The following is a 16,307-nucleotide window of genomic DNA, read 5'->3' as shown; positions in this document are numbered from 1 at the left end:
CGGTCCGAGATCGACCGGTCCGAGTTCCGTCGATTCGAGGATCGCCGAGAACCCCCACTCGTGCCGGAAGGCATGGCACTGGGGTCGGAACCCCACAAAACCCGCGCGAACACGCTGGTCAACGTACGCTCAGCGGGTGACCACCACGGACACCCGGACCAATGACGATCGGGCCCCGGCCCGCGCCAAGCTGGTACTGGCGGCACTGATCCTCGTCGCCGGCGTCGCCAACATCAACCTGGCCGTCGCCAATGTCGCCCTGCCCGACATCGGTCGTGCCCTTGACGCCAGCTCCACCCAGCTGAACCTGATCGCCGTCGGATACTCGCTCGGTCTGGCGGCGTCGGTGCTGTACTTCGGTGTGCTCGGCGACCGGTACGGCCGCAAGCGGCTGCTGGTCGCGGGCATGCTGCTCACCCTCCCGGCGTCGCTGATCGCCGGGTTCGCGGGTGACCCGAACGTGCTCTTCGGCGCCCGTGTCCTCGGTGGCGTGGCCGCCGGTCTGGCATATCCGACGACGCTGGCGATCATCACCGCGCTGTGGGGTGGCGCCAAACGAACGTCCGCGATCGCGGCGTGGTCGGCGATCGGCGGCGCCATCTCGGCGATGGGCCCGGTGCTGTCGGGTGCGTTGCTGGAGCAGTTCGACTGGAAGTCGGTCTTTCTGGTCACCATTCCGCTCGCGGTGATCGCCTTGGCCGCGGCGTGGTTCCTGGTTCCGAAAGACGGCGGCGACACCGCGGTCGGCGTGGACAACTTCTCCGGCGTGCTGTCCATCGTGCTCGTCGGTGCGACCGTCCTGGCCATCAACTTCGCCCCACTCGGCGACATGGGTACGGCGGTCTGGACCCTCACCGCTGTCGCGGTGATCTCGACACTGGTCTTCGTGTGGCGCCAGCTACGGATTCGCGTACCCCTCTACGACTTCCGTATCGCATCCCGACCGACGTTCTGGGTGGCCGCGCTCGGCGGCATCATCATCTTCGGCACACTCATGGGCGCCATGTTCATCGGCCAGCAGTACCTGCAGAACGTGCTCGGTTACTCCACGCTCGCAGCCGGTGCGCTCGCATTGCCGGCTGCGGCCGCCATGGTGATCGTGGCCCCGCAGTCGGCCAAGATGGTCGAGTCGATCGGATCGCGGTACACGCTGATCATCGGCTATGCCTTCATCATCGCGGGACTGGTGGTGGCACAGGTCTTCTGGCGTGACTCGGCGTCACTGTGGGCGGTGATCGGCACCTACATGCTGATCGGTGTGGGTGTGGGGTTCGCGGGAACGCCGGCGTCGCATTCGCTGACCGGATCGGTGCCGGTGTCACGTGCGGGTATGGCGTCGAGTACGTCGGATCTGCAGCGCGACCTCGGTGGGGCGATCATGCAGTCGGTGCTCGGCGCCATCCTGACCGCCGGGTACGCCAAGGCGCTCACCGAGACCATCCATGATTCGCCGAACGCAGCCCAGGTGAGCTCCGAGACCCAGGCGGCGTTGACGAAGTCGTTCGCCAGTGCCGCCGACCTGGCGGAACGCTATCCCCAGTACAGCGAACAGATCATCAGTGCCGCACGGGATGCCTTCGTGCAGGGGGATACTCGCGCCTACACGGCGGCGATCGTCATCGTGGCGACCGGAGCGTTGCTGGTGTGGCTGTTCTATCCGAACGCGGCCGGCGAGCGTGAGGACATGGCGCGGTACGCTGCCGAGCGTGAGGACACTGAAGTCGGTGATACACCAGCCTGATTCGCGGAGGTCACGGTGGCGTCGCCGACAATGGACGGCGACCTTCGCGGTGGTCGGTGCGGCAGTGGTCGCCGTCGGCGGAGTCGCCGGGTGCTCACGCCCCATATCCGGTGAACCGATCGCCACCAACGCGGGTGTCGGCTATGCGAACCCGGCGGAGCACGGCGCTTCCACCACAACAGCGTCTGGCCCCACCACATCCGCCCCGTCGAACACGCCGCGGAGCTTTCCGACGCGGACGACGCCGGGCACTCCCCGTCCCCAGCTGCGTGACCACGTCCTGCCCAGCGACTGCCTGCTCACCGGCGCCCAGATGTCCGCGCTGGCCGGGGTGACCCTCGACGACGGGGACGACACCCGGCTGATCAACCCGGGCCGACCCGACTCGTACAACTGCAGCTACTACCTCACCGCCGGTGGCATCCTGTCGTTCACCGGGACCATCAAAGTGCAACAGCCACAGTCGGGTCCGATCACCGACAACCTCATCGCAGGCTTGAGCGAGCCGGGATCGACGACGGTGCCCGGGATCGCCCGCGAGGTGATCATCACCCCGCCCGACGACTACCCGCAGATGTGGGTGGTCACCGACGACCATGTGGTCAGCGTGGTGCTGGTGGGCAGCAACCTGCCTGCCCAACCGTCGACCGCCGCGTGGACCACTGCTGCCCGTGAAGTGGTTGCGGTGCTGCCACGATGAGGCCGTGTGGCGTGACATGTGACGCCGGGACGGTTCATGACGGGTCGGCGGGGTCGGGCCGATTCTCGAGCATCAGTCGTTGCTTCCGGCGAATCGGCTCGACGTAGCAGTCGATGGGACTCCCGCCGAAACGGGCGATACACCCGTTGTGGTATTCGCATACCGGCGCATCCAGCTGGGGACGGTGGATGTTCTGGTACAGGTAGGGATCTGCGATCATCGCACGCGCCACCGAGATTGCGTCACATCGCCCGCTCGAGATCGCATCCTCCATCGCCGCTCGGGTGTGGAAGCCACCCACACAGATGACCGGGATGTCGAGGGCCGCGGTGAACAGCGCCGCTTGTGGAAGGTTGAATCCTTCGTATCCCGGTGCCAGATGCTGTGCGGCATATTCGATCACCGGTGCGGCAGCAAGAAACGACAGTCGCCGACGCCGGGTCATGTGGACACCTGACCCTTCGTGGATCTGGCCACTGATGAATCCCTTGTACCGTCCGAGGACCATTCCCGGCCATGACTCGTAGTGGGCGCGCGAGATCTCGATCCCGTCGATCCCGTCGTCCCGGAGAACCTGGGCCACACGGATCAGTTCTGTTGTGGTGGCACCCTTCCGCAACGGAAGCATGTCGGTTCCGTTCAGCTTCAGAATGATCGGATACTCGTCGCCGACCCGTTCACGGATCGCGCGGTACACCTCGCGGAGCAACCGCATCCGGTTCTCCAGGCTGCCGCCGTATGCGTCGGTGCGGTGGTTGGTGTGTGGGGTCAGGAACTGACTCAGCAGGTACCCGTGCGCGGCATGGATCTGGATCCCGTCGAAGCCGACGTCTCGCGCGCGTTCGGCCGCATCTGCGAAATCAGCTGTTACCGAAGGGATCTCATCGCCACGCAGTGGGCGAGGCCGGACTCCGTACAGTGGTTCTCGAACCGCTGAGGCAGACACCGGGGATTCGCCCGGAACGGCCGAGGCGACCATCTGCCGCCCGCCGTGGTTGAGCTGGGCGAACAACCGGCTTCCGCCGGAGTGGGCGAGATCCACCCACTCGCGGAGGCCCGACTTCTTGTCGTCGGAGTCGATACCCGCCTGGCGTCCGGCAGATTTCGACTGCAGTGACACATAGAGATTTCCCGTCATGATGAGCGGGGTTCCGGCCCGGACCATGGGCCGGTAGAACTCCAGCAGTTCGTCGGTGACGTGACCATCGTGGGTTGCGCGGGTCTCACTGGTGGCCGACTTGACGAGGCGGCCGGGCACGGTGAGCTGTCCTATCCGTAGCGGCGTGCGAAGCGGATTCGAGAGGGGTTCGATCACCTGCGGATTCCTTTGCTGATCTAGACGGACGGCATGGCTTGTTCGGTCGCCGTGCGCTCGGGTGCGGCGGTGTCGTCGGCGGCTGCGGGTGTGCGTTCGGCGCGTCGGGCAATCCTGCACACCACCAGGTTGATCGCCAGCGCCGACACCGCGATCCCGACGATCCATGTCAACGCCGACGAGAATCCTTCCGCACCATTGAATGCCGCGATCAGACCGTCCCGGAAGTAGGTCATCGGACTCACCGGGTGCAACCAACGGAACGGCGCCGGAAGGGTTTCCACCATCCACACCCCGCCATAGGAGAACAACTGCAGCATCATCCACGCGAGTGACGTCAGCGCACCGGCCGCATAGCCGAAGAGCGTGAACAACAACGACGTCACCGCGACATTCATGACGGTCGCCGCCGCGACGACGACGATCACCTGACCGAGCGATGCGGGATCGGGGGACGGGGTGAGGACGTGCCAGACGATCACACCGAGGGCGGCCATCACGGCGAGGCTGATCCCGGTCACGGCGACCGCCCTGCGGATCATGGTGCGCCACGATAGTGTCCGATGGCTTCCGGCGACGTAGTCGTGGGCACGGAACGACATGAAGACGACGATCACGACCAGTGCAGACGCCACGATGAGCAGGGTGGGAGCCGCTCCCGGACCGAAGAACTGGGCGCGGGCGACGAACTGTTGGTCGCTGGTGACCGGTGTGCTGAGGAGTTCGGCGAGGCTTGCTCGCTTTTCGGGGCTCTGCAGGTCCGGCAGGCCCTGCGTCCCCGCGCGGAGGCCGTCGTCGAGTTGACCGGCTCCGTCACGGAGCCGGTGGCTCCCGTCCTGGAGCCGCACGACACCGTCGACGGCGTCGCGCACACCGGAGTCCAGCTGCCCCAGTCCATCCGACAGCGATGCTGCGCCGGCGTCGAGCTGTCGGCCGCCGGTGACGAGTTGTTCGAGTCCACCGCGGTACGGGGCCGCCGGATCGGTCAGCTCGGTGGCGATCTGCCGGCTTCCCTGTCGTAGTTGCTCGAGTCCGTCGACGAGGGTGGTGACCTGGGTGAGCTGGGACCGGAGTGGGGCGAGTGCAGGGCTGCCGGGCGGAAGCACGCCTTCGGCCTGTGCAACGGCGGTTTTCAGCGCTCGGATGTCGAGACCACCGACGAGTGTGTCGATCCCGTCGGCGAGCTGTGTGGCTCCGGCACCCAACTGGTCTGTGCCGTCCCGGAATCGGGTCAGTCCGGTCGCGAGTTGGGCAGACCCAGCGGCGAGCTGCCGGCCACCGTCGGCGGCCTGGCTCATCCCGGGTGCGAGTTGTCCGCCGAGCCCGGTCGACAGCTGGTCGAGCCCGGTGCTCAACTGGTCGGTGCCGTCGGCCAACCGTCCCGATCCGTCGGCGGCCTGCCGCAGACCCTGTCCCAGATCATCGACGCCGTCGACCAGGGTGCCCACGGTGGTGCTGGATACCCCGCGGAGTACGGCCGCGTTGATCTGACTCATCGCGGCGGCCCCGATGCTGGAGGCCTTGAGGGTGTTGTTGTCGTTGTATCTGACGGTGATGAGAGCGGGGGCCACCGTCGACGAACCGATGAGTGAGAGGGTCGAACTGAAGGTCTCGGGGATCTCGACCACGAAGTAGTAGTCGCCGTTCGCGAGGCCGGCGTCGGCGGTGCGGGCATCGACGAGGTGGAAGCCGAGGGGCTTGGTCTCGACGAGATTTCGTGCGACATCTGCGCCCGCGTGGATGCGCTGCGGGCCTTGTCCCACCGGGCGATCGTTGTCGACGATCGCGACGGGCATGTCACCGACGGTCTCGGTGGGGTCCCACATCATCCACATGTAGATCGCGGATGCGACCAGCGGAACGGTGATGAAGACGGCAACGAGCATCCGCAGGGCGCGGGAACGCTGTACCCGGGAGAGATGGGAGGCGACGGGCGCCATCGGCGGGTCCTCTCTTCGGCGAAGGAGTCGTGGGCGTCGCGGCCGAACTGGTCGGGCGATCACGGCAGGCCCGGTGCGCGTGGCATGTCGGATGGTCACGGGGAAGGGCGTGCGTAGACGTGGTTCGGGCCGGTGGCGGACGATGCGTGGAATCGATCGGCGCAGTGCCGTGCATCACACTAGAACACAAATGTTCAAAATCTGTCAATTTTGTTCAAGTTGTGAGCTGCGCACACATGTGTCGGCGGTGGCGGGTCCCGGCCAACTGAACATTGGTGTTCGTATGTTGATCACTCTGTGTCATTGCATTGATGCCCGGGTCAGGTCGTACAGTTGTGTGCACTGTCCGCGCTTGACGGAGCTCATCGCTGAAAGAGGCAACCGTGTCATCTACAGAGCAGAGGATCAGCGACGCCGCTGCACGATTGTTCGTGGAGAAGGGGCCCACCGGGGTGACTTTCAGCGAACTCGCCGTTGCGGCCAACGTGGCGCGGGGAACCCTGTACCGCAACGTCGGCTCGATCGAGGACCTGTTCCAAAAGGTGGTCGGCAGTCTCAGCGATGACCTGCACGAACGGGTGGCGAACAGCTTCGTCGGGATCGAGGACCCGGCGGCACGCCTGGCCACCGGTATGCGGCTGTGGATTCGGTACGCGCACGAGAACCCGACGCTGGGACGGTTCGCGGTGAAGTTCGGACTCAACGAGGAAGTGCTGCGGTCCTGGATGGCCGGGCCTGCAAAGGCGGATCTGGAGGACGGGATCTCCACCGAGCGCTATCAGGTCTCCGACCTCGATGTGGACAGCGTGGTCTCGTTGATCCTGGGTACCACGATCAGCGCCATGTGGATGGTCCTGGAAGGCCATCAGACCTGGCGGGACGCCGGAGCCGAGGCCGCCGAGCTGACGCTGCGGGCGCTGGGTATCGATCCCCCGCAGGCGCGGACCATCGCACGGGCGGACCTGCCCCGACTTCAGCACTGAGTCGTGGGTGGGCGGAGAGCTCCTGGTCTCCGCCCACCCACGGCGAACCGGCGCCGGGTGGCCGATACGGCCGGTCACCGTGACCCAGGTCGTGGCGGGGTGCCGTCAGACTCGTCCACGGGGTCCGGTGGAGAGGTCTTCGTCGGAGGGCTCGTCGGTGGCCGGCTCGGCGCCGGTCCGCGTGGTGGTCCTGAATGCACGGTCGTAGTAGTCGGCGCGGGCCGTGGGTTCGACCTTCTCGGCGATCTTGTCGACCCGGGTGGCGAGGAGAACCCGATCGCGAATGCGCCGGCCGACGATCTGGGACAACTTGATGGAGAATCCCAGATCGCCCGGCGCCCAGACATTGAAGATGTTGTGCTGCACGGCTTTCACCACCGCATCGGCGCAGTCGTCAGGGGTTGCGGCCGGCACGAGTGGGGAGGGCCGCGACGTGCCCTCGGTCATCGCCGTGTCGATGTAGCCGGGATGGAGCAGCGAGAACCGGACCCCGCTCTTGCGGTACTCCAGGTCCAGACACTCGGTGAGGCCGACGACCCCATGCTTCGTCGCGGTGTACACCGCGCTGCCCGGCTGGGGGAGCCGACCCGCACCGGAGGCGACGTTGACGATGTGCCCCTGCTGCCGCGGGAGCATCCGCCGTAGCGCCAGGCGTGATCCGATCACCGGTCCCATCAGGTTCACCGAGAGCTCCCGCCGGGAGATGGCGTCGTCGCCGTCGTGGAACACTCCCATCCAGTCCACCCCCGCATTGTTGACCAGGACCCCGAGCGGGCCATGCGTCTGCTCGGCGTGGTCGAGGAACGAGGTGAACGAATCGGTGTCGCTGACATCGAGGGCGACGCCGACGGCCCCGTGACCGATGTCGGCGGCGGCCGCTGCGGCCTTGTCGCCGTCGAGGTCCCCGAGGGTGACCCGTGCGCCCTGTGCTGCGAAAGCGGTGGCGATCGCCTTGCCGATCCCGCCCGCGGCACCCGTGACCGCGACCGATGTTCCGGTGAGTTGGATGGGGCTCTTGCTGCGTCCGAAGGTCATTGCTGTATCTCCTTGATTGCTGACGGATCGGGGTCGGGGGACTCTGCGGCGAGCAGCGCCAGCATGCGATCGCGGCGTCCGCGGATGGGTTCGCTGTAGCAGGTGATGGGCATACCGCCGTGCCGGGCGATGCACCCGTTGCAGAAGCCGCACACCGGGGCGTTCTGGTCCGGGGTGTCGAGGTGCTGGTACAGAAGCGGATCCGCGACGAAGGCACGCGCGACGGACACCGCATCGCAGCGACCCGTATGTATCGCGGCGGCCATCGCCGCCGCGGTGTGGAAGCCGCCCACACAGATCACGGGAATCGAGAGCGACGCCGTGAACCGCTCGGCCTGGGGCAGGTTGAAACCCTCGGTGATCGGGGCGATCCGGTCGGCGACCCGTTCGGTCACCGGTGCGGTGGCCCGCATGGCCCAGCGGCGGTACGCCGGCAGACCCATCGCCGACCCCTCGGCCACCTCCGCCTTGACGAATCCGCCGAACCGGCCGAGGACATTGCCCGGCCACGATTCATAGTGGCCGCGGGAGATCTCGATCGCGTCGAGACCCTCCTCCTGCATCACCTTGCCCACGTGGACCATGTCGTCGAGGGATGCTCCGCGCCGCAGGGGCAGCGCGTCGGTTCCGTTGACCTTCATCAGGATCGGGTACTCGTCGCCGACGCGTTCGCGGATCGCGCCGAACACCTCGCGGAGCAGGCGCATCCGACGGTCGACCGTGCCCCCGTAGGCATCCGTGCGTCGGTTGGTGTGTGGTGTGAGGAACTGGTTGAGCAGGTAGCCGTGTGCGGCGTGGATCTGCACGCCGTCGAATCCCGCCTTGTGCGCGCGCTCTGCGGCATCGGCGAAAGATCTTGCTATCAGCGGCATCTCGTCGAGCCGTAGGGGTCTTGGCCGGGAGCCGTAGAGAGGTTCGCGGACCGCCGACGCCGAGACGGTGCGCTGGTTCGGGATCGCGGGAACGGCGATCTGACGACCACCGTGGTTGAGCTGCGCGATGATCGCGCTCTCTCCGCGATGGGCGAGTTCGGTCCACTCTCGCAGGCCGGCGATCTTGTCGTCGGCGTCGATCCCGCACTGACGATTCGCCGACTTTCCCTGCAGCGACACGTAGAGGTTGCCCGTGATGATCATCGGCGTGCCTGCACGGACCATCGGTTCGTAGAACTCCAGGAGCTCGTCGGTCACGAAACCGGTTTCACTGGAACGTGTTTCGCTGGTGGCCGACTTGATGACGCGTCCGGGTACGGTCAGGGTGCCGATCTGCATGGGTGTTCGCAGAATCGTTGTGGGGGCGGTCATCGCTGGGTTTCCCGGATCGGTCTCGGTTCATCGTCTGCGGTTGGGGTGGGTGCGGGCTGCACTGTCATCGGCCTCGACTCCTGCCGGATCACTATCGGGCGGATGCGTGGGCGGCATCCATCGGACGCCGTTCAGTGAACAATATTGTTCGAGGTTGAGCAAGTGTGTACTTTCGCTGCCTGTCAAGACTGAGTCGAGTGTCAATGAGCATGATGTCGACCACTCTGGGCCCATCTGTGAGACATTCTTGACCCGGATTGAACATATGTGTTCAAATCGAAGTCGATCGTTGTGATCCGGCGAATGTGATCCACGTCTACGAGAGGCCTTGGCATGACTCATCCCCTGGTGATGGCAGAGGGAGCCGACGCGCGACCGCGTCCGGAACTGCCCGACCGGACCTCCGTGCTGGTGGTCGGAGGCGGGCCGGTGGGCCTCACCATGGGGCTCGAACTCGAGCACCATGGGATCGACGCCGTCGTGATCGAGCGGAACACCGACACCACCCGCCATCCCAAGATGGACATCACCAACGGGCGGAGCATGGAACTGTATCGGCGCCTCGGCATCGCCGATGAGCTGCGCAAGGTCGCCATCGCCTCCGATCGGCCGACCACCGTGTCCTGGGTGACGAAAGCGGCGGGATGGCAACTGGCGTCGTTCGTCTACGGCAGTGTCGACCGGACCCGCGAACGGATCGAGGGCTGCGCCGACGGCACTCTGCCCCTGGAACCACCGATGCGCGTCTCGCAGGTTCTCCTCGAGCCGGCCCTTCGCGATCTCATCCAGGCACGTTCGCGCCGTGTCCATCTGCAGTACGGATGGTCGCTGGAATCGATCGACGAGACCGCCGACGGTGTGGTGGCGTATCTCCGCAGCACCGCCGGTGAGCGGCACACCATCACCGCGCAATACCTCGTGGGTTGTGACGGCGCGGGCAGTCTGGTGCGTCGCCACCTGGGCATCGAACTCGACGAGGTGGACTTGCGCACGCTGGTGTGCAAGGAGATCGGCGTGCGACGTGTCGTCGGAAACATCGTGCGGCAGTACGCCGCTCGCCGAGAGCTTCCACCGGACGGCCGGTTCTACCTGGTGCACTTCACCACCTCCGACCGAGGAGTTGCCGAACTCCTCTCGGCGGCCTGGCATCTGCAGTCCCCCGAGGGCTGGGCGCTCATCTCCCAGAACGACGAGGACATCTTCACCCTGCACGCGCCACTCGGGGTCGGGGTCGACGCCTCGACGATCGATCCACGCGAGTTCGTCCAGGAGCGTCTCGGACTGCGATTCGACATGCACGTCCTGGTGGCGAATGCGTGGACCCCGCGGCTGACCGTGGCCCGATCCTATGGCAGAGAACGTATCTGGCTCGCCGGAGATGCAGTTCACCAGGTGACTCCCACCGGTGGATACGGGATGAACACGGGCGTCGGAGACGCGGCCGGCCTGGCGTGGGCGCTGGCTGCCCGACTCCAGGGGTGGGGTGCGCCCGGGCTGCTCACCGCATACGGCGCCGAGCGCAGACATGTGGCACTGCGCAACCGCGAGGCGGCGAGCCGGCACAGCCTGGTGCGCGCGGCGATCATGTCGACCTTCCGCAGCGCCATGCACGGTGAGGGGTGGAGCGGTGAACGCACGCGCCGTCGGATCGGACGGGAGATCAGCGATCTGGGCAACCTCGAGAACGAGGCGATGGGAATCGAATTCGGCTACCGCTATGACCGATCACCGGCGATCTGTCACGAGCACGGTTCCTCTGCACCTGCGTACCGGACCGATGTCTACGTGCCGGGAACCAGACCGGGTGTCCGTCCCCCGAGTGTCTTCCTCGAGGACGGGCGCGCGATCTTCGACCTGTTCGCCTCGGGTTTCACACTGCTGCGCTTCGCCGATGTCGACACCGACCCGCTGATCGCCGCCGCGACCGAACGCGGTGTTCCGGTCACCGTGGTCGACATCCGCGACCCCGGGGCCCGCCGGCTCTACGAGCGCGATCTGGTGCTGATCCGACCGGATCAGCACGTGGCCTGGCGGGGGAACGAGATCCCGGCCGATCCGTTGCGGGTCGTCGACACCATCCGCGGAGCCTGTGTCCGGTGAACCAGCGCAGTTCCCGAAGCGACGGGGTGATGTCGTGAACGCGGCCCTGTGGACCGTCCAGATCATCCTGGCGATCGTCTTCGCCGGTACCGGAATACTCAAGCTGGTCAAGCCGATCGGAGCACTCCGGGACACCCTCGGAGAATGGGTCGACGAGTTCGGACCGGTCGGCGTACGGCTCGTCGGGCTCGCCGAACTGGCCGGTGCGATCGGACTGGTCGTTCCCGCCGCGACGGGCGTCCTGCCCGGTCTGACCATCCTCGCCGCCGGCGGGATCGCGGTGGTGATGGCCGGCGCCACCGTCGTCGACCTCCGGTACCGCGAGTTCGTGAAGGTCCCGGTCACGCTCGTGCTCGTCGCGGCCGCGGTCTTCGTGCTGTGGGGCCGACTCGACCTGCAGCCGCTGTAGAAACCCAGGAGGTTCGAATCCCATGGCGGAGTTCATCCACACCACCTCGGCGGTCATGCCCGTCCGACTACGCCAGGACATCGCACGTCCCGCCGCGCAGGAGTACTGGCGAGGAACGCACCGCGACATCGTCCGGCGACTCCCGTTGATCCTCGAGTACAACCAACACCACTTCTCCACCTCTGATCGCGGATTCTGGCCGGCAACAACGGGAGTCGGTACGCTCATCCCGTCGGACTGGGAGCTCGACGGGATCGCGGAGACCCGGTTCCCCGGTGCACTCGGTGCGGTGCGGGTACCGCGCCACATGGGCGAGGTGTTCCGTGACGAGCAGAATGTTTTCGAGCATGTGATCGGCCTGATGACCGGAAGCGGTGGCGGCCGGTGGTGGACAACCGGACTCGACGAGGACATCTCCACCCGCACCGTCCTGTTCCTGCGGCGGCGCCGGCTCACCCGGTCCCGCGAATTCCGGTCGTTCGTCCACGAACGGCTGGGACCCGCCCTGTACCGGGCGGGTGCGCGCGACCTGCGCACCTACGGATTCCTCCGATGGTCTCCCTATCTCCACCCCACCCCCGGTGTCTCACACCGACATCCGTCGTACCGGGCCTACAACGGCGCGGTGGTCTTCGGCGCGGACGATCGCGATCACCTCCAGGAGATCATCCACTCCGACGAGCTCGCACCCGTCGTCGCCGAACAGAGCAGCTATGTCACCGGCGTCCACGCCTTCGGCGTCGAGCAGACGGTGCCGGGTATCCGAATCTCAGAACGGAGCGCACGATGACCGTGCCCGCGACAACCGATGTCCACGCCGGTCTCCACAGTGACGAGGGTGCGCTGCGAGGCGAGCGCGCCGATCGCGATCCCGACCCGGTGATCAAGGCTGTCGACCTGGCCTGGCTCGAATTCGAGAAGCCTGACCTGAATCGGGCCGAACGTTTCGCGCGTGACTTCGGGTTCGGCATCGCCTATCGGACCCAGACCGAGTTGCACCTGCGGGGCAGCCGTGCGGGATCGATCTGCGCGGTCATCCGGAAGTCGTCACGATCGCGGTTCGTCGGACCGGCATTTCGTGCAGCCGATGTCGCCGATCTGCACCGGGTCGCCCGCGCGAACGATGCCACGGTACGCACCGACGTCGGACTGGGCTGTCGGCACGTGCTGCTCCACGATCCGGACGGCACCCCGGTTCGCGTGGTGGCCGACGTCGCCGAACTGTCGGCACTGCCCGAACGAGAACCGTTGATCCTCAACCAGGCCGGACTCGCATCGAGGGTGAACCGCGTGCAGCGACCCCCACGGGCACCGGCCACCGTCGAGCGGCTGGGACACCTCGTCATCGAATCGCCGCGCTTCATCGGTGTGCTCGACTGGTATCTGCACAACCTCGGGCTGATCGTCAGCGACTACCTGTTCTTCCCCGGACAGCGCGAACGGGGACCCAGCATGGCATTCGTCCGCTGCGACCGTGGATCGGTTCCGGCCGATCATCACACGATCGCCATCACACTCGGTCCGCGCTCCCGGTACGTGCATTCGGCCTATCAGGTCGCCGACCTCGATGCGGTCGCCGCCGGCGGTGCCCATCTCGCCGATCAGGGCCACCACCACGCCTGGGGGATCGGTCGGCACAACCAGGGCAGCCAGATCTTCGACTACTGGCGGGATCCGGACCGCCTCATGGTCGAGCATTTCGCCGATGGGGACCTGTTCGACAACACGGTGCCTGCCGGATGGGCACAGATGGGTGCCGGCGGCCTCGCACAGTGGGGCCCCGCGGTGACCATGGACTTCCTGGAGGCGACGCCCTCACCGCAGATGCTGCGTGAGGTCATCGGCGCACTCCTCCACAGCGACAACGAATTCGACGTCAACCGTTTGCTCGGACTACTGAAAGTTGCACGCTCATGACTGTGACGATCCTGCGCACCGCCGACCGGTGGTGGATGGAGACCGCCGACGGGGCCCTACCCCTCGACACGGATGCGACGACGACTGGGGAACTGTTGTCCGCCGACGTCTTCGCCACCGGTGACCTGCCGGCCGCAGCGGGGGAGGCCGTCCCTGTCGGTGACCTCGATCTGTGCTCACCGGTGACCGCACCGTGCCGCGTCGTGGCGCAGATGACCAACTTCGCCAGCCATGCCCGCGACGCCGGGATCGACCCCGACCACCTGACCCCGACCTTCTTCCGGAAGTCGTCCGGGTCGATCTCCGGTCCGTTCGACGACATCGTGAAGCCCTCTCATACAAGGCTTCTCGACTACGAGGTGGAGATCGGCATCGTGTTCGGACGGACGGTCCCCGTCGGCACCGCGATCACCGCGGAGAACCTCGGGTCCTATGCGGCCGGGTTGGTGATCACCGACGACGTGAGTGCACGGGACATCCAGCTGCCGAAAACGCAGTTCTACGAGGCGAAATCGTATCCCACGTTCACGCCGGTCGGGCCGCGACTGGTGTTGCTGAGCCGGGACGAATGGGCGAGGTTCGACGACCTGCGCCTGCAGCTGTGGGTCAACGGCGAGATCCGTCAGGACGGGATCGTGCGTGGGGACATGGTGAGCAGCCCGGTCGAGACCCTCAACGTCCTGTCGGGATTCCAGCGCCTCGACCCCGGTGATCTGCTGCTGACCGGTACACCGGTGGGTACGGCGTTGTCGGCACCGCCGAAGCCGATCGAGATCATCGGTTCGTTGCTTCCGGCGCAGGCGAAGTGGAAGGCGTTCTTCCGCCGCCAGGCCGCCAATCCCGACTACCTCGCGGACGGGGACGTCGTCGAACTCCGGATCGCCACGGCGGACTCGTCGATCGATCTCGGCCGCCAGCGCACCGTCGTCCGATACCTCGACTGAAACCATCCGCCCGACATCTGGGAGCGACCACATGACCACAGCCACCGACATCGTCTGGCCGACGTACGACAGCTACACCGATCTTCCGGCCATCGAGGAGATCCCCCTGTCGGCACGAGGTCTGCCGAACTCGACATATGAGCTCCTCGCGCGTGCCGCGGCGCTCTGGCCCGACCGGGTGGCGGTGTCCCATCTTCCCGACGCGGACCAGTGGACCGAACCACGATCGCGCACATTCGGCGAGTTGCTCGGGGACGTCCACGCGATCGCCCACCTGCTGGCCTCCTTCGGAGTCGGCCGTCGCGATGCGGTGACCCTGCTGTCCCCCAACACCGCCCAACTGCAGGTATGTCTGCTGGCCGCGGAGGCGGTCGGCATCGCCGCGCCGATCAACCCGGCGATGCACGCGGCCCATGCGCAGGCGCTGATCACCGCTTCGGGGAGCAGTGTGATCATCGCGTCCGGGCCCGACCTGGATTCCGCGGCATGGGAACTGGCCCGTGAGCTGGCGGCGACGACGCCGACGGTCACCGCACTCCTTGCCCTGACGCCGACAGCTCCACATCCGGATCGCACACCGCTCGAGCCGGTCGGCGGCATCGTCGTGGGCCATCTCGACGACTTTCTGCAGGCCGGCACCCGTGACCGACTGCCCGGACCTGGTCCGGTCGCCACCGACCATGCCTCCTACTTCCACACCGGCGGGACCACGGGTGCACCCAAACTCGCCGTGCACACTCACGGCAACGAGGTCGCCAACGCCTGGATGATCGCGGCCAACACCGACCTCGACGCGGACGCGAACATCTTTGCCGCGCTGCCACTGTTCCATGTCAACGCACTGATCGTGACCACCCTCGCACCGCTGTACAAGGGGCAGCACGTGGTCTGGGCCGGGCCGCTCGGATTCCGGGATGTGCCCCTCTACGGGGTCTTCTGGAAGCTGATCGAGCGGTACCGGATCGCCACGCTGTCGGGAGTCCCCACGGTGTACTCGGTGCTGGCGCAGATCCCGGTCGATGCCGACATCAGCTCCCTGCGATTCGCGATCGTCGGCGCGTCGGCGCTGCCGGCCGCCGTGCGGACCGCATTCGAGTCGAGCACCGGTGTCCCGCTGTGTGAAGGCTACGGACTGACCGAGGCCACCTGCGGCAGTGCACGGAACTTCCCGGGATACATCAGGGATCGTTCGGTGGGGCAACGATTTCCGTACCAGGATCTCAAGATCGTCGATCCGGCCACAGGTGTCGATCTGTCCGGACCGGATGCGGTGGGTGAGCTCTGCATCGCCGGTCCCACGGTGTTCCCCGGCTATCTCTCCACCGGATCGGACGGGGGGCGAGGCGTCGACACCGAGAAGCTGGTGCAGGGTTGGCTGCGCACCGGGGACCTCGCGCGGATCGACGACGACGGCTTCGTCTATCTGGTCGGCAGGGCAAAGGATCTGATCATCCGCGGCGGACACAACATCGATCCCGGGGGGATCGAGGACGCCGCCCTCGAACACCCTGCGATCAACGGCGCCAATGCGGTGGGACGCCCCGATGAACACGCCGGTGAGGTGCCGGTGCTGTTCGTGACCCTGACCGAGCATGTCACCGAGAGCGCCCTGCTCGAATGGCTACGCGAACGCGTTCCGGAGAAGGCGGCGCTGCCCAAGGCGGTGCATGTCGTGGATGCATTGCCGGTCACAGATGTGGGCAAGCCGTACAAGCCTGCGCTGCGCAGGGATGCGACCGAACATGTTGTGGTGGAACGTCTTCGGGAAGCCGGCTTGAGTGGGGTCGCGCGGACGGTCGTCGCCGATGTCGCTGACGGCGCGATCACGGTCACGGTCGCCGCTGCGGCGGACATCCGGCCCGCGGTGCACGAGGTACTCGACAGGCTTCCGCTGCACTGGGGCTTCGCGTAGTCGGGCG

Annotated in this window: 13 protein-coding genes; 9 read left to right on the top strand and 4 right to left on the bottom strand. The window is 66.5% G+C overall.

The window, feature by feature from the left end; genetic code table 11:
- Positions 1–136 precede the first annotated feature (136 nt).
- Positions 137–1,741, top strand: coding sequence for an MFS transporter (locus ACWDUA_RS00525; RefSeq protein ID WP_449749055.1), 1,605 nt, complete (start codon positions 137–139; stop codon positions 1,739–1,741).
- Positions 1,707–2,441, top strand: coding sequence for a hypothetical protein (locus tag ACWDUA_RS00520; RefSeq protein ID WP_449749054.1), 735 nt, complete (start codon positions 1,707–1,709; stop codon positions 2,439–2,441). The genes ACWDUA_RS00525 and ACWDUA_RS00520 overlap by 35 nt, the downstream gene beginning before the upstream one ends.
- Positions 2,442–2,475: 34 nt before the next feature.
- Here ACWDUA_RS00520 and ACWDUA_RS00515 read toward each other — a convergent pair whose 3' ends face one another.
- Together ACWDUA_RS00515 and ACWDUA_RS00510 are read right to left on the bottom strand one after the other, a co-directional pair.
- A complete protein-coding gene (locus ACWDUA_RS00515) occupies positions 2,476–3,756 on the bottom strand; it encodes an oxidoreductase (RefSeq protein WP_449749053.1) in 1,281 nt (426 codons plus the stop codon).
- 20 nt (positions 3,757–3,776) lie between these two features.
- Positions 3,777–5,696 (bottom strand): YhgE/Pip family protein, encoded by a 1,920-nt coding sequence (locus ACWDUA_RS00510; protein ID WP_449749052.1) that lies wholly within the window; start codon positions 5,694–5,696, stop codon positions 3,777–3,779.
- 383 nt (positions 5,697–6,079) lie between these two features.
- On the opposite strand from ACWDUA_RS00510, the gene ACWDUA_RS00505 reads away from it, so the two are divergent.
- A complete protein-coding gene (locus tag ACWDUA_RS00505; RefSeq protein WP_449749051.1) occupies positions 6,080–6,679 on the top strand; it encodes a TetR/AcrR family transcriptional regulator in 600 nt (199 codons plus the stop codon).
- A gap of 105 nt (positions 6,680–6,784) precedes the next feature.
- On the opposite strand, the gene ACWDUA_RS00500 is transcribed toward ACWDUA_RS00505, so the two are convergent.
- Together ACWDUA_RS00500 and ACWDUA_RS00495 are read right to left on the bottom strand one after the other, a co-directional pair.
- On the bottom strand, positions 6,785–7,714 hold the full coding sequence (locus ACWDUA_RS00500) for an SDR family NAD(P)-dependent oxidoreductase (protein ID WP_449749050.1): 930 nt from the start codon (positions 7,712–7,714) through the stop codon (positions 6,785–6,787).
- Positions 7,711–9,018: an oxidoreductase gene (locus ACWDUA_RS00495; protein WP_449749049.1), complete on the bottom strand. Its 1,308-nt coding sequence runs from the start codon at positions 9,016–9,018 to the stop codon at positions 7,711–7,713. The genes ACWDUA_RS00500 and ACWDUA_RS00495 overlap by 4 nt, the downstream gene beginning before the upstream one ends.
- A gap of 333 nt (positions 9,019–9,351) precedes the next feature.
- On the opposite strand from ACWDUA_RS00495, the gene ACWDUA_RS00490 reads away from it, so the two are divergent.
- Genes ACWDUA_RS00490 through ACWDUA_RS00465 form a run of 6 tightly spaced genes read left to right on the top strand, consistent with a single transcriptional unit; the run spans position 9,352 to position 16,300 of the window.
- Positions 9,352–11,118: an FAD-dependent monooxygenase gene (locus ACWDUA_RS00490; protein ID WP_449749048.1), complete on the top strand. Its 1,767-nt coding sequence runs from the start codon at positions 9,352–9,354 to the stop codon at positions 11,116–11,118.
- A gap of 34 nt (positions 11,119–11,152) precedes the next feature.
- Positions 11,153–11,527: a DoxX family protein gene (locus tag ACWDUA_RS00485; RefSeq protein WP_449749047.1), complete on the top strand. Its 375-nt coding sequence runs from the start codon at positions 11,153–11,155 to the stop codon at positions 11,525–11,527.
- Between the two features lie 22 nt (positions 11,528–11,549).
- Positions 11,550–12,317 (top strand): hypothetical protein, encoded by a 768-nt coding sequence (locus ACWDUA_RS00480; protein WP_449749046.1) that lies wholly within the window; start codon positions 11,550–11,552, stop codon positions 12,315–12,317.
- Positions 12,314–13,444, top strand: coding sequence for a VOC family protein (locus tag ACWDUA_RS00475; RefSeq protein WP_449749045.1), 1,131 nt, complete (start codon positions 12,314–12,316; stop codon positions 13,442–13,444). The genes ACWDUA_RS00480 and ACWDUA_RS00475 overlap by 4 nt, the downstream gene beginning before the upstream one ends.
- On the top strand, positions 13,441–14,388 hold the full coding sequence (locus tag ACWDUA_RS00470; protein WP_449749044.1) for a fumarylacetoacetate hydrolase family protein: 948 nt from the start codon (positions 13,441–13,443) through the stop codon (positions 14,386–14,388). Before ACWDUA_RS00475 ends, ACWDUA_RS00470 begins: the two co-directional genes overlap by 4 nt.
- Before the next feature lie 31 nt (positions 14,389–14,419).
- A complete protein-coding gene (locus tag ACWDUA_RS00465) occupies positions 14,420–16,300 on the top strand; it encodes an acyl-CoA synthetase (protein WP_449749043.1) in 1,881 nt (626 codons plus the stop codon).
- Positions 16,301–16,307: the final 7 nt, after the last annotated feature.

This window comes from Gordonia sp. NPDC003376, from assembly GCF_053589235.1.
This window is presented reverse-complemented; position numbering and strand designations above follow the sequence as displayed.